The organism is Mixta intestinalis (assembly GCF_009914055.1).
GTDB lineage: Bacteria > Pseudomonadota > Gammaproteobacteria > Enterobacterales > Enterobacteriaceae > Mixta > Mixta intestinalis.
The window spans coordinates 2409436-2436069 of sequence record NZ_CP028271.1; the positions used below are offsets into that span (position 1 = coordinate 2409436).

At 53.9% G+C, this 26634-nt stretch carries 22 protein-coding genes, 6 tRNA genes and 1 other RNA gene; 19 read left to right on the forward strand and 10 right to left on the reverse strand.

Annotated elements, in window-relative coordinates; genetic code table 11:
- Positions 1 to 193: 193 nt before the first annotated feature.
- Together C7M51_RS11175 and C7M51_RS11180 are read left to right on the forward strand one after the other, a co-directional pair.
- Complete coding sequence (locus C7M51_RS11175; RefSeq protein WP_160623635.1) at positions 194 to 1876, forward strand: LytS/YhcK type 5TM receptor domain-containing protein; 1683 nt, start codon at positions 194 to 196, stop codon at positions 1874 to 1876.
- Between the two features lie 13 nt (positions 1877 to 1889).
- The gene (locus tag C7M51_RS11180) at positions 1890 to 2618 is read left to right on the forward strand and encodes a LytR/AlgR family response regulator transcription factor (protein ID WP_160621864.1); all 729 of its coding nucleotides are present in this window, start codon (positions 1890 to 1892) and stop codon (positions 2616 to 2618) included.
- 30 nt (positions 2619 to 2648) lie between these two features.
- On the opposite strand, the gene glk is transcribed toward C7M51_RS11180, so the two are convergent.
- Together glk and C7M51_RS11190 are read right to left on the reverse strand one after the other, a co-directional pair.
- Positions 2649 to 3614, reverse strand: a complete 966-nt coding sequence (gene glk, locus C7M51_RS11185; protein WP_160621865.1) for a glucokinase — start codon at positions 3612 to 3614, stop codon at positions 2649 to 2651.
- A gap of 160 nt (positions 3615 to 3774) precedes the next feature.
- Positions 3775 to 5427, reverse strand: coding sequence for an alpha-keto acid decarboxylase family protein (locus tag C7M51_RS11190; protein ID WP_160621866.1), 1653 nt, complete (start codon positions 5425 to 5427; stop codon positions 3775 to 3777).
- 217 nt (positions 5428 to 5644) lie between these two features.
- On the opposite strand from C7M51_RS11190, the gene C7M51_RS11195 reads away from it, so the two are divergent.
- Together C7M51_RS11195 and C7M51_RS11200 are read left to right on the forward strand one after the other, a co-directional pair.
- Complete coding sequence (locus tag C7M51_RS11195) at positions 5645 to 6634, forward strand: aldo/keto reductase (protein WP_160621867.1); 990 nt, start codon at positions 5645 to 5647, stop codon at positions 6632 to 6634.
- 153 nt (positions 6635 to 6787) lie between these two features.
- Positions 6788 to 7141, forward strand: a complete 354-nt coding sequence (locus tag C7M51_RS11200) for a DUF2502 domain-containing protein (RefSeq protein WP_160621868.1) — start codon at positions 6788 to 6790, stop codon at positions 7139 to 7141.
- 29 nt (positions 7142 to 7170) lie between these two features.
- Here the strand turns inward: C7M51_RS11200 and C7M51_RS11205 are convergent, their stop codons facing one another.
- On the reverse strand, positions 7171 to 8415 hold the full coding sequence (locus tag C7M51_RS11205) for an Nramp family divalent metal transporter (RefSeq protein ID WP_160621869.1): 1245 nt from the start codon (positions 8413 to 8415) through the stop codon (positions 7171 to 7173).
- Positions 8416 to 8775: 360 nt separating this feature from the next.
- Between C7M51_RS11205 and C7M51_RS11210 the strand changes: the two genes are divergently transcribed.
- Positions 8776 to 9966 carry a NupC/NupG family nucleoside CNT transporter gene (locus C7M51_RS11210; protein ID WP_160621870.1) on the forward strand — a complete coding sequence of 397 codons (1191 nt, stop codon included), beginning with the start codon at positions 8776 to 8778 and terminating at the stop codon, positions 9964 to 9966.
- A gap of 207 nt (positions 9967 to 10173) precedes the next feature.
- On the opposite strand, the gene C7M51_RS11215 is transcribed toward C7M51_RS11210, so the two are convergent.
- Together C7M51_RS11215 and C7M51_RS11220 are read right to left on the reverse strand one after the other, a co-directional pair.
- Positions 10174 to 10249: transfer RNA gene (locus C7M51_RS11215), tRNA-Ala, on the reverse strand.
- Between the two features lie 48 nt (positions 10250 to 10297).
- Positions 10298 to 10373 (reverse strand) — tRNA-Ala (locus C7M51_RS11220).
- 422 nt (positions 10374 to 10795) lie between these two features.
- Here C7M51_RS11220 and C7M51_RS11225 point away from each other — a divergent pair.
- Both C7M51_RS11225 and C7M51_RS11230 read left to right on the forward strand, forming a co-directional pair.
- The gene (locus C7M51_RS11225) at positions 10796 to 11584 is read left to right on the forward strand and encodes a formate/nitrite transporter family protein (RefSeq protein ID WP_160621871.1); all 789 of its coding nucleotides are present in this window, start codon (positions 10796 to 10798) and stop codon (positions 11582 to 11584) included.
- Positions 11585 to 11709: 125 nt separating this feature from the next.
- Positions 11710 to 12063 (forward strand): YfeC-like transcriptional regulator, encoded by a 354-nt coding sequence (locus C7M51_RS11230; RefSeq protein ID WP_160621872.1) that lies wholly within the window; start codon positions 11710 to 11712, stop codon positions 12061 to 12063.
- 54 nt (positions 12064 to 12117) lie between these two features.
- Here the strand turns inward: C7M51_RS11230 and gltX are convergent, their stop codons facing one another.
- Positions 12118 to 13533, reverse strand: coding sequence for a glutamate--tRNA ligase (gene gltX, locus C7M51_RS11235; RefSeq protein WP_160621873.1), 1416 nt, complete (start codon positions 13531 to 13533; stop codon positions 12118 to 12120).
- Between the two features lie 271 nt (positions 13534 to 13804).
- Between gltX and C7M51_RS11240 the strand changes: the two genes are divergently transcribed.
- The 7 genes from C7M51_RS11240 (at position 13805) to C7M51_RS11270 (ending at position 16557) form a co-directional block, all read left to right on the forward strand.
- A tRNA-Val gene (locus tag C7M51_RS11240) sits at positions 13805 to 13880 on the forward strand.
- Between the two features lie 41 nt (positions 13881 to 13921).
- Positions 13922 to 13997 (forward strand) — tRNA-Val (locus tag C7M51_RS11245).
- Positions 13998 to 14019: 22 nt separating this feature from the next.
- Positions 14020 to 14095: transfer RNA gene (locus C7M51_RS11250), tRNA-Val, on the forward strand.
- A gap of 2 nt (positions 14096 to 14097) precedes the next feature.
- Positions 14098 to 14173, forward strand: a tRNA-Lys gene (locus tag C7M51_RS11255).
- A gap of 29 nt (positions 14174 to 14202) precedes the next feature.
- Positions 14203 to 14328: non-coding RNA, RtT sRNA (locus C7M51_RS11260), on the forward strand.
- Between the two features lie 236 nt (positions 14329 to 14564).
- Positions 14565 to 15974, forward strand: coding sequence for a sodium:solute symporter family protein (locus tag C7M51_RS11265; protein ID WP_208852094.1), 1410 nt, complete (start codon positions 14565 to 14567; stop codon positions 15972 to 15974).
- A 235-nt stretch (positions 15975 to 16209) separates the two neighbouring features.
- Entirely contained in the window at positions 16210 to 16557 is a 348-nt protein-coding gene (locus C7M51_RS11270) for a FlxA-like family protein (RefSeq protein ID WP_160621874.1), read from the forward strand.
- On the opposite strand, the gene C7M51_RS11275 is transcribed toward C7M51_RS11270, so the two are convergent.
- Positions 16554 to 17474: a LysR family transcriptional regulator gene (locus C7M51_RS11275; RefSeq protein ID WP_160621875.1), complete on the reverse strand. Its 921-nt coding sequence runs from the start codon at positions 17472 to 17474 to the stop codon at positions 16554 to 16556. The genes C7M51_RS11270 and C7M51_RS11275 overlap by 4 nt on opposite strands.
- 94 nt (positions 17475 to 17568) lie before the next feature.
- Here C7M51_RS11275 and C7M51_RS11280 point away from each other — a divergent pair, with 94 nt between their 5' ends.
- The gene (locus C7M51_RS11280) at positions 17569 to 18567 is read left to right on the forward strand and encodes a bile acid:sodium symporter family protein (RefSeq protein WP_160621876.1); all 999 of its coding nucleotides are present in this window, start codon (positions 17569 to 17571) and stop codon (positions 18565 to 18567) included.
- Between the two features lie 35 nt (positions 18568 to 18602).
- Here the strand turns inward: C7M51_RS11280 and C7M51_RS11285 are convergent, their stop codons facing one another.
- The 3 genes from C7M51_RS11285 to zipA form a co-directional block, all read right to left on the reverse strand.
- Positions 18603 to 18815: a DUF3820 family protein gene (locus C7M51_RS11285; RefSeq protein WP_160621877.1), complete on the reverse strand. Its 213-nt coding sequence runs from the start codon at positions 18813 to 18815 to the stop codon at positions 18603 to 18605.
- Positions 18808 to 20835 carry an NAD-dependent DNA ligase LigA gene (ligA, locus tag C7M51_RS11290; protein ID WP_160621878.1) on the reverse strand — a complete coding sequence of 676 codons (2028 nt, stop codon included), beginning with the start codon at positions 20833 to 20835 and terminating at the stop codon, positions 18808 to 18810. Before ligA ends, C7M51_RS11285 begins: the two co-directional genes overlap by 8 nt.
- 67 nt (positions 20836 to 20902) lie before the next feature.
- A complete protein-coding gene (zipA, locus tag C7M51_RS11295; protein ID WP_160621879.1) occupies positions 20903 to 21922 on the reverse strand; it encodes a cell division protein ZipA in 1020 nt (339 codons plus the stop codon).
- A 218-nt stretch (positions 21923 to 22140) separates the two neighbouring features.
- Between zipA and cysZ the strand changes: the two genes are divergently transcribed.
- From cysZ to ptsI, 4 genes are all read left to right on the forward strand, one after another.
- Entirely contained in the window at positions 22141 to 22920 is a 780-nt protein-coding gene (gene cysZ / locus C7M51_RS11300) for a sulfate transporter CysZ (protein ID WP_160621880.1), read from the forward strand.
- A 186-nt stretch (positions 22921 to 23106) separates the two neighbouring features.
- Positions 23107 to 24075 (forward strand): cysteine synthase A, encoded by a 969-nt coding sequence (cysK, locus tag C7M51_RS11305; protein WP_160621881.1) that lies wholly within the window; start codon positions 23107 to 23109, stop codon positions 24073 to 24075.
- A gap of 393 nt (positions 24076 to 24468) precedes the next feature.
- Entirely contained in the window at positions 24469 to 24726 is a 258-nt protein-coding gene (ptsH, locus tag C7M51_RS11310; protein WP_038624898.1) for a phosphocarrier protein Hpr, read from the forward strand.
- A 156-nt stretch (positions 24727 to 24882) separates the two neighbouring features.
- Positions 24883 to 26610, forward strand: coding sequence for a phosphoenolpyruvate-protein phosphotransferase PtsI (gene ptsI, locus C7M51_RS11315; protein WP_160621882.1), 1728 nt, complete (start codon positions 24883 to 24885; stop codon positions 26608 to 26610).
- Positions 26611 to 26634 lie beyond the last annotated feature (24 nt).

Genomic DNA, 26634 nt, shown 5'->3' on the forward strand with positions numbered 1-26634 from the left:
CCGATGCGGTCGAAGATTGACCATAGCCTGGCAGCGGTCATTTTGTCGACGGGTCGATGGAAATAAATTGTTATCGTCCAGCTATCGGACAACGAGAGGAAAAAGCGGAAGATCGTGGCGTGCAGTAAAGACTTTTCTTATTATAGCGACTGATGAAGTAAGCCACGAGACGCCTGTGCAATCCATATTCGATATGCTGCTGGCGGTGTTTGACCGCGCCGCCCTGATGCTGATTTGCCTCTTTTTCCTGACGCGTACGCGCCACTTTCGCCAGCTGTTGCAAAAAGATGAGCATTCGCGCCAGGAGCTGATGGCAGTCACCGCTATCTTTTCGCTCTTTGCGCTGTTCAGCACCTGGTCGGCAGTAAACGTTGACGGTTCGCTGCTCAACGTGCGCATCATCGCCGTGATGTCCGGCGGCATTCTGTTCGGCCCCTGGGTTGGCATCGCCACCGGTATTATCGCCGGGCTGCATCGCTTTTTAATTGATATGCACGGCGTCTCCGCCGTCCCCTGTCTGATTACCAGTATTCTCGCCGGTATCGTTTCAGGCTGGATCAATGTAAAAGTAGCGAAAGAACAGCGCTGGCGGCTGGGAATACTTGGCGGCATGCTGTGCGAATCGCTGACCATGCTGCTGATTATTCTCTGGGCGCGCCCGGCCGCGCTGGGCATCGAAATTGTCTCGGAAATCGCAATTCCAATGATCCTCGGCGCGGTCAGCATCGGCCTGATTGTGCTGCTGGTGCAGAGCGTCGAAGGTGAGAAAGAGGCAATCGCCGCCCGCCATGCCAAGCTGGCGCTGGATATTGCCAACAAAACCCTGCCGCTGTTCCGTCAGGTCAACAGTGATTCGCTACGCAAAGTGTGTGAAATCATCCGTAACGACATTAACGCTGATGCGGTGGCGATCACGAATAAACATCAGATCCTCGCCTATGTCGGCTACGGTGAGCAGCTTTACCACGACGGCGACGACGGCCTCAGCCCCACCACACAGCAGGCGCTCAACTACGGTAAAATCATTATTAAGAACAACGATGAGGCGTGGCGCTCGCGTGATATCCACTCAATGATCGTGATTCCGCTATGGGAAAAAAGTGAGGTAACCGGCACGCTGAAAATCTACTATCGCCACGCGCACCGTATTACCTGGTCGCTGAAAGAGATGGCGGTGGGCCTGTCGCAGATTATCTCCACCCAGCTGGAAGTATCGCGTACCGAGCAGCTGCGCGAGATGGCAAATAAAGCGGAACTGCGCGCTCTGCAAAGCAAGATTAATCCTCACTTTCTGTTCAACGCACTGAACGCTATCTCCTCCTCGATTCGCCTGAATCCCGATACCGCCCGCCAGCTGATCATTAATCTGTCGCGCTATCTGCGCTACAACCTGGAGCTGAATGACGATGAGCCGATCGATATTAAAAAAGAGCTGTATCAGGTGAAGGACTACATCGCTATCGAGCAGGCGCGCTTCGGCGATAAGCTGACGATGCTTTACCACATTGATGAAGAGATAAACTGTACGCTGCCCAGCCTGCTGATCCAGCCGCTGGTGGAAAACGCCATCGTTCACGGCATCCAGCCCTGCCGTGGCAAAGGCGTGGTGACGCTGTCGGTAGAGGATCACGGCGATCGGGTACGTATCGCGGTGCGCGATACCGGCAACGGCATCAGCGACGATGTGATCGCTCGCGTGGCGCGCAATGAAATGCCGGGCAATAAGATCGGTCTGCTGAATGTCCATCATCGCGTGAAGCTGCTGTATGGCGGCGGGCTACAGATTACCCAACTGCACCCGGGCACGGAAATCGCCTTTGATATCAGTAAAAACGGCGAAAAGCTGCCGGAAAAAACGCGGTCCCTGACGGCCTGAGCAGGAGAAGTAAGTGAAAGCGATTATTGTTGAAGATGAGTTTCTGGCGCAGCAGGAGCTGAGCTGGATCATTAAGCAGCACAGCGCCATTGAGATTGTCGCCTGCTTTGACGACGGCCTCGACGTGCTGAAATTCCTCCAGCACAGCGAAGTAGACGTGATTTTCCTGGATATTAATATCCCCTCGCTGGACGGCGTATTGCTGGCACAAAACATCAGTAAGTTCGCCAGTAAGCCGCAGATTGTCTTTATTACCGCGTGGAAAGAGCATGCGGTAGAGGCATTCGAGCTGGAGGCTTTTGACTATATCCTCAAGCCTTACCATGAATCGCGTATCGTTACCATGCTGAACAAGCTGGAGGCGCACTGGCAACAGCAGCATCAGCAGGCGGTACAGACGCTGCGCCCGGCGGTACAGACCGTGAATCTGATCAAGGATGAGCGGATTATCGTGACCGATATTAACGATATTTACTATGTGGAAGCGCACGAGAAGCTGACGTTTGTTTATACGCGGCGGGAAGAGTATGTGATGTCGATGGCAATCACGGAATTTTGCAGTCGGCTGCCGGAGAACCAGTTTTTCCGCTGCCACCGCTCGTTCTGCGTCAATCTCAATAAAATCCGCGAAATCGAGCCCTGGTTTAACAACACCTATTTACTGCGGCTGCGTGACCTGGATTTTCAGGTCCCGGTGAGCCGCAGCAAAGTGAAGACCTTTCGCCAGCTGATGCACCTGTGACGGTAGCGGGCCACAGCTGCCCGCCAGCGTTTACAGCACGCGCCCCAGCGTCTGACGCAGATGCGCGCCCGCGCCCAGCAGCCCCGGCTGATCGTGGGTGATCATATAGACCGGGATGGCATGTACATAGTCGCGGAAGCGGCCTTTATCTTCAAAGGCGGCGCGGAAGCCGGAAGCTTTAAAAAACTCCAGGAAGCGCGGCACGATACCGCCAGCAATATAGACGCCGCCGAAAGTGCCAAGGTTAAGCGCCAGGTTGCCACCGAAGCGCCCCATCAGCACGCAGAACAGCGACAGCGCACGGCGGCAGTCGGTGCAGCTATCGGCCAGCGCCCGCTCCGAGACATCTTTCGGCTTCAGGTTTTCCGGCACGCGATTATCCGCTTTGACAATAGCGCGATAGAGATTAACCAGGCCAGAACCTGACAGCACGCGCTCGGCGGAGACATGGCCCAGCTCTTCACGCAGCACCTGCAAAATCATATCCTCTTCAACGCTGTTCGACGCGAGATCGACATGCCCGCCTTCGCCCGGCAGGCTCACCCAGCGGCGATCGACATGCACCAGATGCGCCACGCCCAGCCCGGTACCCGCGCCGTAAACGGCAATCGGCTTATCTTTTACCGCTGCGCCGCCGCCAAACTGCAATACGTCGTTTTCCGTCAGCATCGGGATCGCCATCGATACCGCAGTGAAGTCATTAATGATCTCCAGGTGATCGAAACCGAGGCTGGTTTTCAGCGCCTGGGTCGAGAACGCCCAGTCGTGGTTGGTCATCTCAACCCAGTCTTCAGTAATTGGGCAGGCGATAGCGATGCAGCCATCCTTCACTTCCAGCGCCTGAGCCTGCAAAAACAGACGGATCACCGCCTCCAGGCTGGGATGCTCCGAGGTGGAATAGGTGGTGACCTGAGAAATCAGGCCGGTCTCAACTTCGCACAGCGCCAGGCGCGCGTTGGTTCCACCAACGTCGCCCACCAAAGCGTATTTCGTCATTATTCTGCTGCTCCGCTTAAAGTAATTCTTTACGGGACACTATAAAATTCCCCTGGTAAAACAACAACGCCCACCGCAAGGAAAGGTGGGCGTTTTGTCAAATCGCCCGCTACCATAACCGTGAACGCGGACGCTGAACAGCACCAACTTTCTGAAATCGCTATGCGGAATTGCGCTGGTTTAGCGAAGCGGAAACCTGTTGCAGCAGCGGCGGTAAATCAAGCCGCGGCAGCACCACTTCCACCAGCGACAGACGCGGCGCGTCGGCGATGAGCTTCATGACTTCAGTGAGCTGAACCGGCTCAACCACGCGCCAGCTCTGCGCCGGACACGATTCGCTCAGCGCCTGCGGTATCTGCGTCCAGTTCCAGGCGGCGATATCGTTATAGCGCTGATCGGCACCGTTGATAGCGCGCTCTACGGTATAACCTTCATTGTTCAGCAGGAAAATCAGCGGCTTCAGATTGTCGCGCATCATCGAACTGAGTTCCTGCACCGTTAGCTGCGCCGAGCCGTCACCAATCAGCAAAATGACCCGCCGTTCAGGCTGCGCCGTCTGCGCGCCGAAGGCCGCCGGCAAAGTATAGCCGATAGATCCCCACAGCGGCTGCGTCACCAGCTGCGCACCGGCAGGCAGACGCAGCGCCGCCGCGCCAAAGGCGGCGGTGCCCTGCTCCGCCAGTATCAGATCGCCTGGCCGCAAGAAATCCTGCATCGCCTGCCAGAAGGCATTTTGCGTCATAACGGGGCGATCGTCCTGTGCCAACGGCGCGGGCGAGCAGACAGGCTGCGGCCAGCGAGCGGCATAACGTTCACACAGCTGGCGCAACGCGGTAACCGCCGCGTCCATCGGCAGCGGGGAGAAATGCTCGCCCGCCACCGTCGCGCTAAACGGCTGTACATCTATATTTCTGGCAGGCGCAATGCGCTGGGTAAAGCCAACGGTAATGGTATCGGTAAAGCGCACTCCAACGGTGATAATCGCCTCCGCCTGCTCAATCGCCCGACGCGCTTCTTCCGCGCAGCCTTCGCCCGCATAGGTGCCGACAAACCCCGGCTGCTGCTCATTCAGTATGCCTTTCCCCATCAGCAGCGTGGCGTGCGGCAGCGGCACCGCCTCCAGCCAGTGCGCCAGCTGCTGCGTTACGTCAAAACGATCGGCGAGAAAATCTGCCAGCAGCGAAACGCTGCCCGCCTGCGCCAGTAACTTATCCGCCGCGGCACGAAAGGCATTCAGCACCTGCGTATCGGCGACGTTGCGCGGCAACAGCGGCTGCGCGGGTGCATCAACGGCAGCGCCCACCACATCCACCGGCAACAGCAGATAGCCGGGACGCCGCTGCTTTAATGCTTCGCCAATAACCCGATCGATCTCAGCGCAGGCGTTCTCAGCGTTCAGCACCGCCTGCGCTACAGTTACTTCACGCTGCATACGGAGAAAATGGCTGAAATCGCCGTCGCCTAACGAGTGGTGAATAAGATCGCCGCGTCGCTGGGCGGCCAGTGAAGGCGCGCCGACGATATGAATAACCGGCAGATATTCCGCATAACTGCCCGCCGTACCGTTGATGGCACTCAGCTCGCCAACGCCGAAGGTGGTCAACAGCGCCGCCGCGCCGCGGCTGCGGGCGTAGCCATCCGCCGCGTAAGCGGCATTCAGCTCGTTGGCACAGCCTACCCAGGCCAGACGGGGATGAGCGATGACCCGGTCAAGAAACGTCAGGTTAAAATCGCCCGGCACGCCAAACAGATGATTGATACCGATTTCATTCAGGCGCTGTAGCAGATAATCACTTACGGTGAAGGCAGACATAGCAGACTCCTTGCGCAATCAGGTCATTTCAGTATCGAATATTCTGTCGTCACGTCGACATACGATATTGTTATCCACCTTACCGCCGTGGCAACCGGGCGTTACGCTTAAAGAAATTTCTGTAATTGCGAGCTACCGCGCGCTTTTCATTAAGTGTAAACGTATACACTGCTAAGCTGCTTACGCCTCTTTTCTCCACTTCTTTCAGGGAACTGCTATGCATTATCAACCGGACACCGCCCGCTATCGGCAGATGGAGTATCGTCGCTCAGGCCGCAGCGGCCTTAAGCTGCCTGCCGTTTCACTTGGTCTGTGGCATAACTTCGGCGACAGCACTCGCGTCGATAACAGCCGTGAGCTGTTGCGCCATGCCTTCGATCGCGGCATCACCCATTTTGACCTGGCGAACAACTACGGCCCGCCGCCAGGATCGGCTGAAGAGAATTTTGGCAGGATCCTGCGCGAGGATTTTCGCTCCTATCGTGATGAACTGATTATCTCGACCAAAGCGGGCTACACCATGTGGGACGGCCCCTACGGTGACTGGGGATCGCGTAAATATCTTATCTCCAGCCTCGATCAGAGCCTGAAGCGTATGGGGCTGGAATATGTGGATATTTTCTATCACCATCGTCCGGACCCGGAAACGCCGCTGGAAGAAACCATGATGGCGCTCGATCAGGTGGTGCGTCAGGGGAAAGCGCTGTATGCCGCTATTTCCAACTACCCCGCAGAGCTTGCGGCGCAGGCGATTGAGATTCTGCGTCAGCTGGGCACGCCCTGCCTGATTCACCAGCCAAAGTATTCGCTGTTTGAGCGCCAGCCGGAAGAAGGGTTGCTGGAAGTATTGCAACATAACGGGGTTGGCTGTATCGCCTTTTCTCCGCTGGCCGGAGGCGTACTGACCGATCGCTATCTGCATGGCGTACCGGAAGATTCACGCGCTGCCAGCGGCAGCCGCTTCCTGAACGTCGATCAGCTGACGCCGGAGAAAATGGCGAAAGTGCAGCAGTTAAACGCTATCGCTCAGCGTCGCGGTCAGAAACTGGCGCAGATGGCGCTGGCATGGGTGCTGCGCCAGCCCGCCATGACCAGCGTGCTGATCGGGGCCAGCAAAACCAGTCAGATTGATGACGCGGTAGAAATGCTTCAGCAAAGCCCGCTTAGCGCGCAGGAACTACAGGAGATCGACGCGCTGCTAAGCTAATTTCCCTCCCCCTTTCTGGCTGCCTGTGTGCAGCCAGAAAATTCCCAATCCAGATTATCCTTATCTTTTTCAGATAGCGGTGGCTGCTATTTGTGCGCGTTATTTATATGCTGGTACTACGGTGCTGCTGTTTGCGCACTGATAAGGAGAAATATGAAACGCGCCATTATTATTGCCGCTTTGCTGGCATGTTTGTCCCCTTTCACAATACACACAGCACGTGCCGACGGCGCTACGCTTACTCTGCTTCCTGGCGTTACCCTACAGCTGGGCGATCGCGATCGTCACGGACAATATTGGGACGGCGGCCGCTGGCGCGATGGGCGCTGGTGGCGTGACCGCTATGAATGGCAGCAGGGACGCTGGTGGCGTCATGAGGAGTGGCGACGTCAGCGGGAGTGGCGGCATCGCGAATGGCGGCGGGAGCGGGAGTGGCGGCACCATGAGCGCGCCCGCGAGCACCATCACCGCCAGTGGGAAAAACATCACCGTCATCATCACGATTAATCCGGTGCCGCCTGTGCGGCACCGTTCTTTCAGCCGAGGCCCAGCGCCTCGCCTGCCAGCAGATAGATATTTAACGCCACTACCAGCCCGACAATCAGCCAGCCTACGCCCTGCATGATACGCGAGTTAGTCATATCGCCCATCAACTCTTGCTTGCCGGTAAATACCAGCAGCGGGATTAGCGCCAGCGCAATACCAAAACTTAGCAGCACCTGACTCATCACCAGAATGCGCGTCGGGTCCCATCCCGCCATAATCACAATAAAAGAAGGCAGCATGGTAATAGCACGACGCAGCCAGAGCGGAATATGGAAATGAATAAAGCCCTGCATCACCACCTGGCCCGCCAGCGTACCGACTACCGTTGAGGAGAGGCCCGCTGCTACCAGACTCAGCCCAAAGACCAGCGCGGCGGCATCGCTTAGCAGCGGCTTCAGCGTCAGATAGGCCTGATCGAGATCCGCCACCCCGGAGTGCCCGTTAAAGTGGAAGGCCGCCGCCGCCGTCGCCATCATCGCCAGGTTAACGAATCCGGCGATAGTCATGGCAATCGCTACGTCCAGCTTGGTGGAGGAATAGCGCTCGCCACGTGAGCTGCCGCGCCCGCCGTTTTGCGTCAGCGAGGAGTGCAGATAGATAACGTGCGGCATAATGGTCGCGCCCAGCACGCCCGCCGCGAGGAAGACCGCGTCTGCGGTTGGCAATGAGGGCAGCGCCATCCCCTGCACCAGCTCGCTCATCTTCGGCTGCGAAAAGAACAGCTCAACGATATAGGCAGCGGCCACAAACAGCAGCAGCCCGCCAATCACCAGCTCCAGCGGTTTCTGCCCGCGGTTTTGCAGCATCAGTATCAGAAAGGTCGCAATACCGGTCAGTACCGCGCCCTGTAACAGTGAGATGCCAAACAGCATTTTGAAACCGAGCGCGGCACCAATAAACTCCGCCAAATCGGTAGCCATGGCGATAATTTCCGCCTGTACCCAGTAAAACCATACCGCCGGGCGCGGGAAGCGATCGCGTATATGTTCTGCGAGGTTTTTCCCGGTAGCGATGCCCAGCTTGGCGGACATCAGCTGGATCACCATCGCCATAATATTGGCCCATACCACCACCCACAGCAGCTTATAGCCGTAGGAAGCGCCAGCCTGAATATTGGTGGCGAAGTTTCCAGGATCGATATAGCCAATTGCCGCGATAAAAGCCGGCCCCAGCAGTGCCAGCTTGATTTTGCGGGCTCCGCGTGCTGCTCGTTCCGCGGTGCGGCCTTCTAACATAGTTATTATCCTGTCTGAAAGTCATGTCACCTCTACAGAGTAAAGGGACTGGAGCCAAGGTAAAATTTGGTTATCGTTATCGCTGTGATAGCTCGCGCTATAAAGTATAGCAATGGCTATACTTTTATTTACAATAGCGGAGTGTTCAAAATTCAGCAACCCATTAACTCTATGTCATGCATGGAATGTTAACAATAAATATGTGGGTTTTTTAATCAGTGTTACAGTTGTGATCGGTAAGACCTTTCTGGTGAGTACGGCGACAAGTAATTGTTATATTGTGGACTTGATCTCGTTTTTACGCTCGCTGTTACATAGAATACGCAGCGAAATATAACCTGCCTCAAAATCGGAGCATACATGTCCCACATTTTGCATTTTGTTCTGGCGCTGGTTGTGGTTGCCTTGCTGGCATTGCTGGTGAGCCGCGATCGCAAACGCATCCGCGTCCGTTTTATTATACAGCTGTTAGTGATTGAGGTTCTGCTTGCCTGGTTTTTCCTCAACTCTGAAGCTGGCCTGGGATTCGTAAAAGGCTTTGCTGGCCTGTTTGACTACCTGTTGAAATACGCAGCTGAAGGGACCAACTTCGTATTCGGCGGTATGAGTGATAAAGGTATGGCGTTCTTCTTCCTTAACGTCCTCTGCCCGATTGTGTTTATCTCCGCTCTGATTGGTATTTTGCAGCATCTGCGTATTCTGCCGATCGTTATCCGCGCTATCGGCACCGTGCTGTCAAAAATTAACGGCATGGGTAAACTGGAATCATTTAACGCGGTCAGTTCACTGATTCTGGGACAGTCAGAAAACTTTATCGCTTATAAAGATATCCTTGGCAAGATGTCGCAGCGCCGCATGTACACCATGGCCGCTACCGCGATGTCCACCGTTTCCATGTCGATCGTCGGTGCCTATATGACGATGCTGCAACCAAAATATGTGGTTGCCGCGCTGGTATTGAATATGTTCAGTACCTTTATCGTGCTGTCGCTGATCAACCCCTACAGCGTGGAAAATGAAGAAGATCTACAGCTTAACGATCTGCATAAAGATCAGAGCTTCTTTGAAATGCTGGGTGAATATATTCTGGCTGGTTTCCGCGTAGCGATTATCGTCGCGGCGATGCTGATCGGCTTTATCGCCCTGATTAGCTGCATCAACGCGCTGTTTGACGCCATCTTCGGCATCAGCTTCCAGGGCGTACTTGGCTATATCTTCTTCCCGTTCGCCTGGGTTATGGGCGTACCGGCAAACGAAGCGTTGCAGGTAGGCGGTATTATGGCTACCAAGCTGGTTTCCAACGAATTTGTAGCGATGATGGAGCTACAAAAAATTGCCACTCAACTTTCACCGCGCGGCGAAGGCATCCTTTCCGTGTTCCTGGTCTCCTTTGCTAACTTCTCTTCTATCGGCATCGTGGCCGGTGCGATTAAAGGTCTGCATGAGGAACAGGGCAACGTGGTTTCGCGCTTCGGCCTGAAGCTGCTTTACGGTTCTACGCTGGTGAGCGTGCTTTCAGCCTCTATCGCAGGGCTGGTATTAGGTGGTTGATTCCCCCAGCCTATACAGAAAACCGGGCCTTGCCCGGTTTTTTTATGCCCGACAGCAGGCTGCAAACCAAAAGCGTCACAGACCAGGAGAGGCGGTTTTAGCGTTGTCCAGATGCAGACGAATAAAAGGTAACAAGCGGTAAACGCAGAGAAAAGAACAGCGTGGATTTACAACGATAAGAAGATAACGGGAAAAGAAAGAAGCGTATGGTGGAGATAAGCGGGATCGAACCGCTGACCTCTTGCATGCCATGCAAGCGCTCTCCCAGCTGAGCTATACCCCCACATCAGAGATAGTGATTAACCGTTGCCAAACCCCTTGGGATAGGATTTGGTGGAGCTAAGCGGGATCGAACCGCTGACCTCTTGCATGCCATGCAAGCGCTCTCCCAGCTGAGCTATAGCCCCGAACCGGATAATCGTGTCGTGTTGACGGAGCGCATGATATGAAACCGCCTCCAGGGTGTCAACGGCAAATTTAAAATCTGTGTCCGATCGCTGAAAAAGGCGTCAAACGGGGCGTAGTTGCCGGCGCCGGTGAAAAATTTTAGTACCGGATAATTATCCTCAATCGCAGGGCGTAGAGTGAGTTCATGAGGCAAGTTGGCGTTGTGGAAAGATTTCCCGCTGGCAGGCACGGTTGGCGGCGTCTTGCTTGTTAACTTATGGTTAATGTAATTATAAAAAGTTGCTTGTTATTGTTAATATGCTATGCAAAACTTCGCGCGCTAACTAATTGAATGGTTAATCGCATCCCTTATCAGCCGCGCCCTGCCGCCGGTAAGAGGCGAAAACCAGCATGATCTTTTGACTAACACACCAGAGCTACTATGTCCTTGCATTCACCTAAAGAAATCGCCGCCATCGCTATCCAGTCGGGGGTGACAAAAAGCCGTTTGCCGGTTTCCACTCTGTTAATTCTTGGCTTTATGGCTGGCGCCTTTATTGCGGTCGGTTTCCTGCTCGACCTGCACGTTATCAACAAACTGCCTGCCGACTGGGGCTCCTTCGGTGGCTTCCTCGGGGCTGCCGTATTCCCCGTTGGCCTGATTCTGACCATTCTTGCTGGCGGTGAACTGCTAACCGGCAATATGCTGGCTCTGCCTGTCGCCTGGTTTGCCCGTCAGGTCAGCGGCTTCAGCGTGCTGCGCAACTGGTTCTGGGTCACTATCGCTAACTTCATCGGCAGCGTGGCGGTGGCCTGGTTCTTTGGTCATATGCTGGGGATGACCGAAGGGGATTATCTGAACAAAACCGTCGCTATCGCCAGCGCCAAGGTTAACGCCGATTTTACCCACGCGTTTATTTCCGGTATCGGCTGCAACTGGCTGGTATGCCTCGCCGTCTGGCTGGCATTCGCCAGTAAAGATATGGTTGGCAAGATCCTCGGTGCCTGGTTCCCGGTAATGGCCTTCGTCGCTATCGGCTTCCAGCACGTGGTGGCGAATATGTTTATCGTTCCGGCGGCGATTTTTGCCGGTCAGCTGACCTGGGCCGACTATTTGCCGAACTTCATTGGCGTTTACCTCGGCAACGCTGTTGGCGGCGCGGTATTTGTTGGCCTCGCCTACTTCCTTGCTTACCGCCCTGCCCCAGAAGCCGCTCCCGCCTCGCGTTAATGTCTGCTGTCCTCCGCCTGAAGGGGGAGGACAACACCTTTTCTGTTAGTGATCCACGTTAGTTAATCACATCACGTTTTCATGTAATATATTGACCTGTTATTTAAGTTTACAGGGAGGGAAACGTGAAAGAGGAATGGCTAACTCCGGATGAGCTTGCCCAACGAACAGGCTATACGCGCCAGACGATCAATAAATGGATTAAGCGCGAGGGTTGGATCACTAAGCCCAAACCGGGCGTTCAGGGTGGAAAAGCACGCGTTGTAAAAATCGATGAGCGGGTCACTAACTATTTGAATGCTGCCCGTCATGTCGCTGAACCGGCGGGTGCCTATCTGGCGAAACAGGGAACCTTGCCTACGCTATTACTTTCCTGCGTTCAGCAGATGACGCCGCTGGAACAGGAGACGTTGCAAAAGCTGCTGTTGCGCGAAGGTGTGAAAGGATTACTGCAACGGCTGAATATTGAAGATGAGTAAAAAAACCGGAAGCTCAGGCTCCCGGTTTCGATGGTAAACAGTCAGGGTTAAACCTTAGCCCTGCGCTTCGCGCTCACTAATAAATGCCAGCGCTTGCTCGATGCGCGCAACGGTACGGGTTTTGCCGATTGCCTGTACGGTGACATCCAGCGCAGGCGACTGCCCCGCTCCCGTTACGGCGACACGCAGCGGCATACCTACTTTGCCCATTCCCACTTCCAGCTCGTCCGCCGTCGCCTGAATGGCATGGTGTACGTTTTCTGCCGTCCAGTCGCCGATCGCGGCCAGTTTGTCGCGTACCATTTCCAGTGGCTGACGCGCTACCGGACGCAGATGTTTTTTCGCGGCATCCGCATCAAACGTGTCAAAGTCTTCATAGAAATAGCGGCAGGAGGCAGCCATCTCTTTCAGCGTCTTGCAGCGCTCGCCCAGCAGTTTTACCAGCTGTGCCAGTTCAGGGCCGGTACGGGTATCGATCTGCGCCTGCTCGATGTGCCATTGCAGATGCGTAGCAACATATTCCGGCGGCAGCGTGTTGATATAGTGATGATTCAGCCACAGCAGCTTTTCGGTATTGAAGGTGCTGGCAGATTTGCTTACCGCATCCAGCGAGAAGAACTGTTTCATCTCGTCAATCGAAAAAATTTCCTGATCGCCGTGTGACCAGCCCAGGCGAACCAGGTAATTGAGCAGCGCTTCCGGCAGATAGCCATCGTCACGATACTGCATGACCCCTACCGCGCCGTGGCGTTTAGAAAGTTTTTTGCCATCGTCGCCCAGAATCATGGAAACATGCGCATAGACCGGCACCTGTGCGCCGATAGCCTTCAGGATATTGATCTGGCGCGGCGTGTTGTTGATATGGTCTTCGCCACGAATAACGTGGGTGATTTCCATATCCCAGTCATCAATGACTACGCAGAAGTTATAGGTTGGCGAACCGTCGGTGCGGCGAATAATCAGATCGTCCAGCTCCTGATTGCTGAATTCAATCGGACCACGGATCTGATCGTCAAACACTACCGAGCCTTCCTGCGGATTGCGGAAGCGCACCACGTGCGGCTCGTCTGCGGCATGATGCTCATGGCTGTCGCGGCAATGACCGTCATAGCGCGGCTTTTCGCCGTTTGCCATCTGCGTTTCGCGCAGCTGCTCTAAACGCTCTTTCGAGCAGTAGCATTTATAGGCCGTTCCCGCTTCCAGCATCTCGTCAATCACCGCGTTATAGCGATCGAAGCGCTTAGTCTGATAGTAAGGGCCTTCATCCCAGTCAAGATTCAGCCAGTTCATGCCATCCATAATCGCGTCGATGGCCTGCTGCGTGGAGCGCTCCAGGTCGGTATCTTCAATGCGCAGGACAAATTCACCTTCGTGGTTACGAGCAAACAGCCAGGAATAGAGTGCGGTACGGGCGCCGCCGACATGCAGGTAACCGGTCGGACTCGGCGCGAAACGGGTTTTGATTTTCATTGAGCTTGCCTTAGTGCGCAGTTTTTCTGCGGAATGACAGAAAAGGTGTTTTTCATGCATAGGTTCAGTGCGCATATTCTATCACCTGCCCCTGATTCCTCAACGGCAAACCCGGTGATGATGCATCAGGCCACTGAATTTTCATCGGGTTCGGCAGCAGTTTCGGCTAAAAGCGCGACAGGATGCCTAATTTTAAGACGAACAAACATTTTCAATTTAAAAAGCGTTGACTCATTGCCAACTCTCCCTATAATGCGACTCCACACAGCGGGGGTGATTAGCTCAGTTGGTAGAGCATCTCCCTTACAAGGAGGGGGTCGGCGGTTCGAGCCCGTCATCACCCACCATCTTCTTCGGAAGGCCCGCAGTGTAAGACAACTTCAAAGATGGGTGATTAGCTCAGTTGGTAGAGCATCTCCCTTACAAGGAGGGGGTCGGCGGTTCGAGCCCGTCATCACCCACCATCTTTGATTGTCGCACCGAAATGGGTGATTAGCTCAGTTGGTAGAGCACCTCCCTTACAAGGAGGGGGTCGGCGGTTCGAGCCCGTCATCACCCACCATCGGGTCGTTAGCTCAGTTGGTAGAGCAGTTGACTTTTAATCAATTGGTCGCAGGTTCGAATCCTGCACGACCCACCAATGTAGAAAGGCACCCTAAAGGTGCCTTTTTGCTATGCAAAATCGGCAGGATGAGAACCTGCGGCAGGTGCGAGTCGAGCGCAGGCGAGACAACGTTGCCAGCGGCAACGACCCGAAGGGCGAGGCGAAGCCGAGTCATCCTGCACGTTCTATTATCCATCTGATAAATGACTCTCATTTTGAGATTCTTATCACTCTCACCACATCTTTATTAATACCGGATTATCAATTAGCAAGGAAATAAATAACGCAACAAATAATTAACCAGTAATTATTCCCTGCCGCCATCAGCGTCTCCTATCAATTGCCTGAGCCGCGTATCTCCTTGCCCGCCGTTTGCTGGTCTGTTTCTTGCTCAAAAGCTGTCAGTTTAAACCAGAGGAGAAACAGCGTGAGTAACCATACCGTCATTACCGTCATCGTTATTCTCTATGTCCTTATAATGATTGGCGTCTCTCTCTATGCCAGAACACGTATAAACAACTCAGACGATTATCATCTTGCCGGGCGACGTTTAGGTACAGTTATGCTGGCAGGCACGTTGGCAGCCACGGAAATTGGCGGCGGCAGCACCATTGGCGTAACGGCTAAAGCCTATGGGGAATGGGGTATCTCCGCTGCCTGGTATGTTATCGCTACCGGTATCGGTATTTTCCTGGTGGCGTTTATTGCGCCTTATATGCGCCGGGCGATGGCGACAACGGTGCCGGAAATCATCGGCAGACGTTATGGCAAAAGCAGCCATTTAATTACCAGTATCCTGTCGGTTATTTCTTTAATCTCCCTGGCGGCAGCGCAGATTACCGCCTGTGCGACCGTGGTCAGCGTAATGCTGAATATTCATTTTTCGATAGCGCTGCTGGTTGCCGGTTGCCTGCTGGTTTTTTATACCTGGGTCGGCGGCATGTGGAGCCTGTCGCTTACCGATTTCATCCAGTTTTTTATTATCGTTTTCGGCTTCACCATTGCTGTGATCTATATTCTGGCCAGCGATCCCGCTGGCTGGACGCACGTTTTCCACGCCCTGCCTCAGGAAAAATTATCCACCACCCGCCTGGGCTGGGGCTCAATCATTGGTCTGATCGTTATGTATTTCATGACATTTTGTACCGGACAGGAAGCGGTTCAGCGTTTTTACTCGGCTAAAAATGAAAAAATAGCGATACGCGGTGCCCTGCTGTGCGGCCTGGTGATCGCGGCCTATGCGCTGGTACCGGCTATTTTCGGTCTTATCGCCTCCGTCTATTATCCTGATATTACGGCTAACGATGCGCTGGCAATTACCGCCGCGAATAAGCTACCGCCGCTGTTTGCCGGCGTGATATTGTCCGCCGTTCTGTTTGCTACCATGTCGAGCGGCTCTGGTGATTTACTGGGTGCCTCCAGTATTATGGTTAAAGATATCTATTACGGTTTCATTAATAAAAAAGCGCATACGTCGGAAAGCGAACTAAAGAGCAGTAAAAGAATTGTAATCATTACCGGTGTTATCGCTATTATTATCGCTTTCTTTAGCCAGCAGATTATTGAGCTGTTGATTTTCGCTTTTACGATTCGCGCTACCGGCCCGTTTGCCGCTTATCTGTACGGCCTGCTGGCGGATTACGTTACACCGCGCGCTGGCTTATTGTCGATTATTGTCGGCACCCTGGCAGGGATAATATGGCAATGTCTGGGGCAGCCCTATGGCATTTATGCCATTATTATCGGCGCGTTAATGAGCTTAATTAGCTTCCTGATTACACGGAAAGTGGATAGATTACTGGGTATCAAAGGTTCTCCATCTTTGTATCACGAATAAGCGCTCCCACAGGCCAGCAAGACAATAACGCGGATAACGGATAACGCTTTTATCAGGGTTTCCTGGCTTCAGGCATAGTACTGACTGTAATGTGTTTTCCGCGTTGCTCATCCCCACTTTAATTAAAACATTTATGAGCTTTTCGCTTTCTTTGCAAATATTTTACGCCAGGACAACTTAAGATCCATCTTGCGCTGACCGATGTTTATAGTGACCTATAACCAGGGAGACAGTCATGACAACCATCAATACCTTTACCAGTGCCGTCAGTTCCGGTAACGCCAGCGGCAGCAGTGACGTTTCATCGCAAATTTCACGCCTCACCAGTCAGGTGGCTAAACTGCAACAGCAGCTAAAGGAGGTGAATAACTCCGATTCCACTACCGAGGAAAAACAGAAGCAGCAGGAGCAGCTACAGGCGCAAATTAAGCTGTTACAGGCGCAGCTGGCCCAGCTACAGCGCCAGCAGGCAGAAGAGGCGAATAAAAAACAACAGACGCACGAAAACGACAGCGAGAACACAAAAATCGCCGATGGCGTTAACCGTCCGACTGACAATAATCAGATTAACGTTTATATCTAAAAAGCGGGCATTTGTTGCCGCTGTTGCGTCAGCAGCATCGCCTGCTGGCGTACTTCCTGCCAAATCACCTCAGCCGCTGGCGACAACGAGCGGTTTTTGCGCCGAATCAGCATTAAGGTACGATTGATTTCCGGCTCCAGCCTGCGCACCATCAACGGGCGACCTGCCGGTAGCGGCAACGCCAGCGCCGGTAAAATACTGATGCCGATCCCCGCTTCCACCATCGGATAGAGCGTGGTGGGATGTCCAATCTCCTGTACGATCTCTGCCGAAACCTGCTGCTGTTTCAACGCCTCATCAATCAGTACCCGACTGCCGGAGGCGTAATCCTGCAACACCATGGTGCGCCCGCTCAGCATCGACCAGTAAACCGTTTCTGCCTGCGCCAGCACATCATCCTGACGGCAAAGCAGCAGAAAAGGCTCCGCCAGAATTGACTGAGATTCAAACTCGCCTGCCGCCAGCGGGCCGACCACAATGCCAAAATCAACTTCCGCATCGCGCACGCTTTGCACCACCCATTGTTGAGGGCGATCGCGCAGCGTCACCTTAATTTCCGGGTAACGACGCTGGCTGGCGGCGAGGCACTGGGGCATTAAATGAGCCGATATAGTCTGGCTGGCAGCAACTCTGACCGTGCCGCTGCGCTGCTGACCAAAGCTACGGCTATCAAGCAGCGTGGTGTGCAACTCTTCCAGCAGATGCTCCAGCCTCGTCGCAAGCTGTTGACCGGCTCCGGTCAGAATCACTTCACGTGTGGTTCGATCCAGCAGGCGTATTCCCATTTCTGCCTCCAGCTCTTTAATGCTGTGGCTGACGGCGGACTGGCTTAAACCTATCGCCTGCCCCGCCTGACTGAAGCTGCCCTGCTGTGCTACGGCAACGAACACCCGTAGCTGACGTAAGGTATAATTCATCGAATATATTCATTAATGGATGCAATAAATCAATTTTATTTCTAAACACCGCTGACGCACAATACATCCATCCATTTTTAACCAGGTTTTAACAATGGGAATTTTTCGCCTCGACCCGATGATGGTCAAACTGCTGATTGTGGTACTGCTCGCCACCTTTTTACCCGCTCAGGGCATATTCGTCCCGCTGTTCGACTGGCTAACCACCGCCGCTATCGCCCTGCTGTTTTTTATGCACGGGGCCAAGCTGTCGCGTGAAAAAATCATTGCGGGCAGCAGCCACTGGCGTCTGCATCTGTGGATTCTGTTCAGCACCTTTGTCCTGTTTCCGATTCTGGGTCTGCTGCTGGTCTGGTGGCATCCGGTTAACCTTAGCGACGAAATTTATACCGGCTTTGTTTATCTCTGCATTCTGCCTGCAACGGTACAGTCCGCCATCGCCTTTACCTCAATGGCGGGCGGTAACGTCGCCGCGGCGGTATGCAGCGCATCCGCTTCCAGCCTGCTCGGGGTATTTATCTCTCCGCTGCTGGTTAATCTGGTAATGAATATTCACAGCGAAATGCCGGGCAACGGACTGGAGCAGGTAGGCCGCATTATGTTGCAGCTGCTGGTGCCTTTTGTGCTGGGGCATCTGTCACGGCGTTGGATCGGCGGCTGGGTGGAACGCCATCGCGGTCTGATCGGTAAAACGGATCAGTCCTCAATTTTGCTGGTGGTCTATTCCGCTTTTAGCGAAGCGGTAGTGAACGGCATCTGGCATCGCGTCGGCGTGATGACGCTGGTCTGGATTCTGGCAGGCAGTATCCTGCTGTTGGCTATCGTACTGGTGATAAATCTACTGGCGGCGCGTCTGTTTGGTTTTAACCGCGCCGATGAGATTACTATTCTGTTCTGTGGATCGAAGAAAAGCCTGGCGAACGGCGTACCGATGGCAAACATTCTGTTTCCTGCCGCTTCGGTGGGCATTATCGTGTTGCCGCTAATGATATTCCATCAGGTACAGCTGATGGTCTGTTCGTTTATCGCCCAGCGTTACCATAAAAAAAATGAGGCCACGCAGGATAAAACCACGGTGGAAATTCAGAAATAGCAAACGGACGCCGTTAAACGCGGCGCCGATTAATTTTACTGTTTCAGCGGCTGCACCAGGCTTTCCAGCCCTTCGATTTTAATCGCCAGCGTCAGCTGCATCAGCTCTCCCAGTTTTCCTGCCGGAAATTCGCCCTTACGGGCGAACCACAGCAGGTAAGGCTCCGGCAGATCGATCAGCCGCCGTCCCTGATATTTACCAAACGGCATCAGGGTATTGGCGATCTCCACCAGCTGCTGCTTATCCATGCGAAGCATCCAGCAGGCGGATCATCTCCGCTTCATCAATCACTTCGATACCCAGCTCCTGCGCTTTCGCCAGCTTGGAGCCTGCGGCCTCGCCAGCAATCACCAGATCGGTTTTCTTCGAGACGCTGCCGCTGACCTTTGCCCCCAGCGCGCTAAGGCGATCTTTAGCCTCGTCGCGTGACATAATACTCAATGAACCGGTCAGCACCACGGTTTTACCCGCGAACGGATTATCCAGCTGTTCGACGTTAATCAGGGTGATCTCCGGCCAGTGAATACCGATATCCTCAACCAGCTGACGAATGACCTCGCGGTTACTCTCTTCTTCCATAAAGTTACGCACGTGCGTCGCCACGATTTTACCAACGTCCTGCACGGCAATCAGCGCCTCCAGATCGGCATCCATGATCTTTTCCAGCGTGCCGAAATGGTTCGCCAGGTTTACCGCTGTCGCTTCGCCAACTTCACGGATGCCCAGCGCATAGAGGAAGCGCGGCAGCGTAGTGGCCTTCGCCTTCTCCAGCGCGTCCACAACGTTCTGTGCCGATTTTGGCCCCATTCGATCCAGACCGGTCAGTATCCCGGCGCTGAGGCGGAACAGATCGGCAGGCGTTTTGACATACTCTTTCTCTACCAGCTGGTCGATAATTTTATCGCCCATTCCTTCAACATCCATCGCGCGCCGTGAAACGAAATGCTTTAACGCCTCTTTACGCTGAGCACCGCAGATCAGGCCACCGGTACAGCGCGTTACCGCTTCGCCCTCGACACGCTCGACATCCGAGCCGCATACCGGACAATGGCTGGGGAAAACCACCTCTCGCGTATCGCTGCCGCGCTCCGACTCCACCACGTTAACCACCTGCGGAATGACATCACCCGCACGGCGAATTACCACGCGATCGCCAATGCGCAGCCCCAGGCGGGCAATTTCATCTGCGTTGTGCAATGTCGCATTGCTGACCATAACGCCCGCCACCTGCACCGGCTCCAGTCGCGCAACCGGCGTAATGGCCCCGGTGCGCCCTACCTGAAACTCAACGTCACGTACCGTGGTAAGCTGCTCCTGCGCCGGAAACTTAAAGGCAACCGCCCAGCGCGGCGCGCGTGCAACAAAGCCCAACCGTTCCTGTAACGCCTGTGAATCTACCTTGATCACCACGCCATCAATATCGAAGCCCAGTTCCGGGCGTTCCTTTTCTACCTGATGATAAAAAGCCAGCACCTCTTCCGCGCTGTGGCTAAGACGAATGCGATCGCTGACCGGAATTCCCCAGGCTTTAAACTGTTGTAGCCGCTCCCAGTGGCTATGCGGCAACTCGCCGCCTTCTACCAGCCCAAAGCCGTAGCAGAAGAAGGTAAGCGGGCGTTTCGCCGTAATGCGCGGATCGAGCTGACGTAGCGATCCCGCCGCCGCGTTACGCGGGTTGGCGAAGACTTTGCCACCGGTGCGGCGCGCTTCTTCGTTCAACTTTTCAAAGCCGCTTTGGTTCATAAACACTTCGCCGCGCACTTCCAGGCGAGCCGGGATGTTATCGCCATGCAGACGCAGCGGAATCGCACGAATAGTTCGCACGTTGGCGGTAATATTTTCGCCGGTGGTGCCATCACCGCGCGTAGCGGCGCGTACCAGCAAGCCATCCTCATACAGCAGGCTGACTGCCAGCCCATCCAGCTTTAGCTCGCAGCAGAAGGTAATATCATCGCTGCTTTTCAGGCGATCCTGCACGCGCTTGTTAAACGCCAGGTAGCCCGCCTCATCGAATACGTTATCGAGCGACAGCATCGGCACCTCATGACGCACCTGCTCAAACGCCGTCAGCGGTGCGGCACCAACGCGCTGGGTAGGCGAATCCGCCGTAATCAGATCGGGATGCTGTTCTTCCAGCGCCCGCAGCTCACGCATCAGGCGATCGTATTCCGCATCGGGAATTTCCGGCGCGTCCAGCACGTGATAGAGATATTCATGATGACGAAGCGTGGTTCGCAGCTCGGTAATTTTGTCTTGTACGGATTCCATAACGCACCATCAGAGAAAGAAAACCCCCGCAAGCGGGGGTTCAGAAAAGGAAAAGTAAACCGGTCAATCAGGCGTTAGCGTCGATAACGTCGCGAATACGCGCCTTATAGGTTTCCAGTTTTTGCGGCGTCATCATGCGACGCTCATCATCCAGCACAACGCCGCCGACATCATCAGCAATGCGCTGCGCCGACTGTAGCATTAGCTTAAAGTTTTGGTTCGGATCGCCATAGGACGGTACCATCATAAAGATAGAGACGCCGGGCGTAGTGAAATCACCCATCGCATCCGGGTTAAACGAGCCAGGTTTTACCATGTTCGCCAGGCTAAACAGCACCGGCCCACTTCCAGCCGGGCTAAGATGGCGATGGAAAATATTCATTTCACCGAACTGGAAGCCCGCCTGCAAAATCCCCTGCAGCAGGCTTTCGCCATTCAGCGTACCGCCAGCATGGGCTGCTACGTGCAGAACCAGCACCGTCTCTTTACGACGCGCTTCTTCTCTCGGCGCAGCGGGTGCAGGCGCGGTAGACTCTTCAGCAGGCGCAGCAAGCGTCGGTTCGTCGTCCTCATCCTGCCACTGCGGATTATCTTCTTCCGGCAGCGCTATGGTTGGTTCTTCAGGCTGACGCGGTGCCGCTGGCTGCGGCGTGCGCGGCGCAGCAACCGGCTGCCGCTCGCTCTGTGGTTCAATTACCGGCGTCTCGTTATCAGCCTCTGCGGCTGGCTCGCTGTCAAACAGCGGATCGCGCTCCGGGCGTGCGGCAACCGGAACGCCACCACGAGCCGTTTGCGGCTTACGCGGTACAGGACGTGGCACTGGCTCTTCGTCCTCTGCGGCAAAGCCATCAAAAGAGGGTTCATTATGGGAAGACTTCGCGGGTGCGCGACGCACGCGTACCTCGCCCACGCCGGAATCATCATCCCCGGTCAGGTTCTCTTCATCATCCTGTTTTAAACGCTTGTGCGGGCGATCGCGAAAAACGGATGAGCGCTCTTTACGGCTGGTCCACAGGCCGTGAAGGAGAAGCGCTATTATGGCGATCGCACCAACAACGATTAATATCAGACGCAAATCCTGCATCATTGTATTCTCTGTTGTTCCAATACCTTGCCACCACGGCAAACTTTATCCTCTAACTGTATTTGTCCCGCTAAACAAGTGCAAGTCTGCGCCGTATTTTATGACAAATAAGATAGAGACACCTCGCTTTTTTGCTGCTTTTTCAGCCACCAGACATCTGGTATGCGAAAAAAGTCAGGTTATGATAGCCTCGCCTGACCAATCGAGGAGAAAAACTGTTGATGACCACCCATCCTCCCGCTGCCGGTAACGGCATCCATTATTTTGCACAGGGCTGGAAATTAATCCGCCTGCCGGGCATTCGCCGCTTCGTCCTTATTCCGTTGCTGGTGAATGTTATCCTGCTTGGCGGTGCCTTTGCCTGGCTATTTCACAGCCTGGGGCGCTGGATACCCCAGCTGATGTCGCACGTACCGGAGTGGTTACAGTGGCTAAGCTATCTGCTCTGGCCGCTGACCGTCCTTTCCATCGTGCTGGTGTTTAGCTATTTCTTTTCTACCCTCGCCAACTGGATCGCCGCCCCCTTTTGCGGGCTGTTGGCGGAACAGCTGGAAGGCCGTCTGACGGGGCAGCCAATGCCGGACAGCGGCTGGCTGGCGATGTGTAAAGACGTTCCGCGCATCATGAAGCGGGAGTGGCAGAAGCTCGCCTGGTATTTACCGCGCGCACTGGGCCTGCTGCTGCTCTACTTTGTTCCCGGTTTCGGCCAGACCGTTGCGCCAGTGCTGTGGTTTCTGTTCAGCGCCTGGACGCTTTCGATTCAATATTGTGATTACCCTTTCGATAATCATAAGGTGAGTTTTCCGCAAATGCGTAGCGCATTGCGCCAGCACAAAACTGACAATATGCAGTTTGGCGCGCTGGTCAGCCTGTTCACTATGATCCCGCTGTTGAATCTGGCGATTATGCCGGTAGCGGTTTGCGGCGCGACGGCAATGTGGGTCGATCGCTATCGTCATCAGTTGGGGCAGGATACGCGGCGGCGTAACGACATACGATAAATCGCGCCGCGCCGCCTTTTTCTACGGCGCGGCGGGCGATTATTACCGCAGGCTTAGGCGCTTATGCATTTTCACTGCGGCTTATTTCGACTAAACATATCCATATACTATTTCCTTCCTTCCTTGCGAAACTGGAAAAGGTATGCTCTCAGGGTTTCCCAAAATTCATACAGTTAAGGACGGGCTATGAGCAAGATTTATGAAGACAACTCTTTGACAATCGGTCATACGCCGCTGGTTCGACTGAACCGCATCGGCAATGGTCGCATTTTGGCGAAGGTTGAGTCCCGTAACCCCAGCTTCAGCGTCAAATGCCGTATCGGTGCCAATATGATATGGGATGCGGAAAAACGTGGCATCCTGAAACCGGGCATTGAGCTGGTAGAGCCAACCAGCGGTAACACCGGTATCGCACTGGCCTACGTTGCCGCTGCGCGCGGCTATAAGCTGACGCTGACGATGCCGGAAACGATGTCCGTTGAGCGCCGTAAGCTGTTAAAAGCATTAGGTGCCAGCCTGGTGCTGACCGAAGGTGCCAAAGGCATGAAAGGTGCCATTGCCAAAGCGGAAGAGATCGTTGCCAGCGATCCTGATAAGTTTCTGATGTTGCAACAGTTCAGTAATCCGGCAAACCCGGAGATCCACGAAAAAACGACCGGCCCGGAGATCTGGGAAGATACCGATGGCGAAGTGGACGTCTTTATTTCCGGCGTCGGCACCGGCGGTACGCTGACAGGTGTGACGCGCTACATTAAGAACACCAAAGGAAAAAAATCGCTGATTAGCGTTGCGGTAGAGCCGACTGATTCGCCGGTAATCGCCCAAACCCTGGCCGGACAGGAAGTGAAGCCTGGCCCCCACAAGATTCAGGGTATTGGGGCTGGATTTATTCCAGGTAACCTTGATTTGAGCCTGGTGGATCGCGTGGTTGCCATAACGAATGAAGAAGCCATTTCTACCGCTCGTCGTCTGATGGACGAAGAAGGCATTCTGGCCGGTATCTCTTCCGGTGCCGCCGTTGCCGCTGCGCTTAAGTTACAGGAAGATGAATCTTTCGCTAACAAGAATATCGTCGTTATCCTGCCCTCTTCCGGTGAACGCTATTTAAGTACCGCGCTGTTTGCCGATCTGTTCAGCGAAAAAGAAATGCAATAACAGTGCCAGAAAATTAAAAATGTAGCAAAAAGCGCCCAAAGGGGCGCTTTTTTGTGGCATACATCAAACTTTACCCCCCATAAGCGTTGATTCAGGGTAATGGCTCTGGTATTTAAGCATGCAATTATTTCGAACCACAAAATTAATCGCCGCTTGAACTGGATCAAGCTGAATCGATTTACTGATTTGGCGGAATAGCGTAACAGGCGGCATAATGAGGAGTGGAGCAGCGAAGCGAAAACTTGTTTTTGCGCCGCTGGCTCTCATGCCTTAACTGCGCATCTTTTGGTGAGTCCCGTACTCGAACCAGCGCGACCTTCACAGGCTAAAGTCTGACCGCCAGGCTAGACTTTAGAGACAAAACACCAAACCTAATTAAGTTGGGGAAATATAATGTTCCAGCAAGAAGTTACCATCACCGCACCTAATGGCCTGCACACTCGTCCGGCTGCTCAGTTCGTTAAAGAAGCAAAAGCGTTTGCCTCTGAAATCACCGTGACTTCCAACGGCAAATCCGCCAGTGCAAAAAGCCTGTTTAAACTGCAAACGCTGGGTCTGACTCAGGGTACCGTGGTGACGCTGTCTGCTGAAGGTGAAGATGAGCAGCAGGCCGTTGAGCATCTGGTTAAACTGATGGCTGAACTCGAGTAATCGACCAGTCGACGAAAAACCGTTTCATCAGGCAACTGAGTGCAAACATATCGATCGCGGACATTAAGTCCGCGTTGTTGCCTCAGTACAATACGGTCCCGCAGGATCCTGGCACCTCGTTTAGCCTGGTAGGCATCGTTATAAAAAGGTAGGGTTATGATTTCAGGCATTTTAGCATCACCGGGTATCGCTTTCGGCAAGGCACTTCTGCTGAAAGAAGATGAAATCGTTATCAACCGGAAGAAAATTTCTGCCGATCAGGTTGATCAAGAAGTTGCGCGCTTTATTGAAGGTCGCCGTAAAGCGGCTGCACAGCTGGAAGCCATCAAAATTAAAGCAGGTGAAACCTTCGGCGAAGAGAAAGAAGCCATCTTCGAAGGTCATATCATGCTGCTGGAAGATGAAGAGCTTGAGCAGGAAATCATCAGCCTGATTAAAGATGAACTGGCTTCTGCCGATGCCGCGACCCATAGTGTGATCGAAGGCCAGGCGAAGGCGCTGGAAGAGCTCGATGACGAATACCTGAAAGAACGTGCCGCTGACGTACGTGACATCGGTAAACGTCTGCTGCAAAACATTCTCGGCCTGCACATTGTTGATCTGAGCGCGATTAAAGATGAAGTCATCCTGGTTGCAAGAGATCTGACGCCGTCTGAAACCGCACAGCTGAACCTGAAAAAAGTGCTGGGCTTTATTACCGATCTGGGCGGTCGTACTTCTCACACCTCTATTATGGCCCGTTCGCTTGAGCTGCCTGCTATTGTCGGCACCGGTGACGTCACCAGTCGCGTTAAGAACGATGATTATCTGATTCTGGATGGCGTTAACAACAAGATTTACGTTAACCCGACTGCTGAAGTCATCGAAGAGCTGAAAGCGGTACAGCATCAGTACCTGAGCGAAAAAAATGAACTGGCCAAGCTGAAAGATCTGCCAGCAATTACGCTGGATGGCCATCAGGTTGAAGTAGGTGCCAATATCGGTACCGTGCGCGATATCCCTGGCGCAGAGCGCAACGGCGCTGAATGTGTCGGCCTCTACCGTACCGAGTTCCTGTTTATGGACCGTGACGCGCTGCCGACCGAAGAAGAACAGTTCCAGGCCTATAAAGCCGTTGCCGAAGCAATGGGATCGCAGGCGGTCATCGTCCGTACTATGGATATCGGCGGTGATAAAGACCTGCCTTATATGAACCTGCCGAAAGAGGATAACCCGTTCCTCGGCTGGCGTGCGATCCGTATCGCCATGGATCGTAAAGAAATTCTGCACGCGCAGCTGCGCGCAATCCTGCGTGCTTCTGCGTTCGGCAAACTGCGTATCATGTTCCCGATGATCATCTCGGTAGAAGAAGTTCGCTTCCTGAAGGCGGAACTGGAGATGCTGAAGGCGCAGCTGCGTGAAGAAGGCAAAGCCTTCGACGAAGCCATTGAAGTGGGGATTATGGTTGAAACCCCGGCTTCGGCGGTCATTGCTCGTCATCTTGCAAAAGAAGTTGACTTCTTTAGTATTGGGACAAACGACCTAACGCAGTATACTCTGGCGGTGGATCGTGGTAACGATCTGATTTCCCATCTTTATAACCCAATGACGCCGTCGGTGCTTGGTTTGATCAAGCAGGTTATTGATGCTTCTCATGCCGAAGGTAAGTGGACCGGCATGTGTGGTGAGCTGGCAGGTGATGAACGTGCTACACTACTGTTATTGGGAATGGGGCTGGACGAATTCAGCATGAGTGCCATTTCTATCCCGCGCATCAAGAAGATCATTCGTAATACGAACTTCGAAGATGCTAAGGCATTAGCAGAGCAGGCTCTGGCTCAACCGACCGCGGAAGAGTTGATGAACCTGGTCAACAAGTTCATTAAAGAAAAAACACTCTGCTGATTCCGCGATACGCTGGCCCAACAT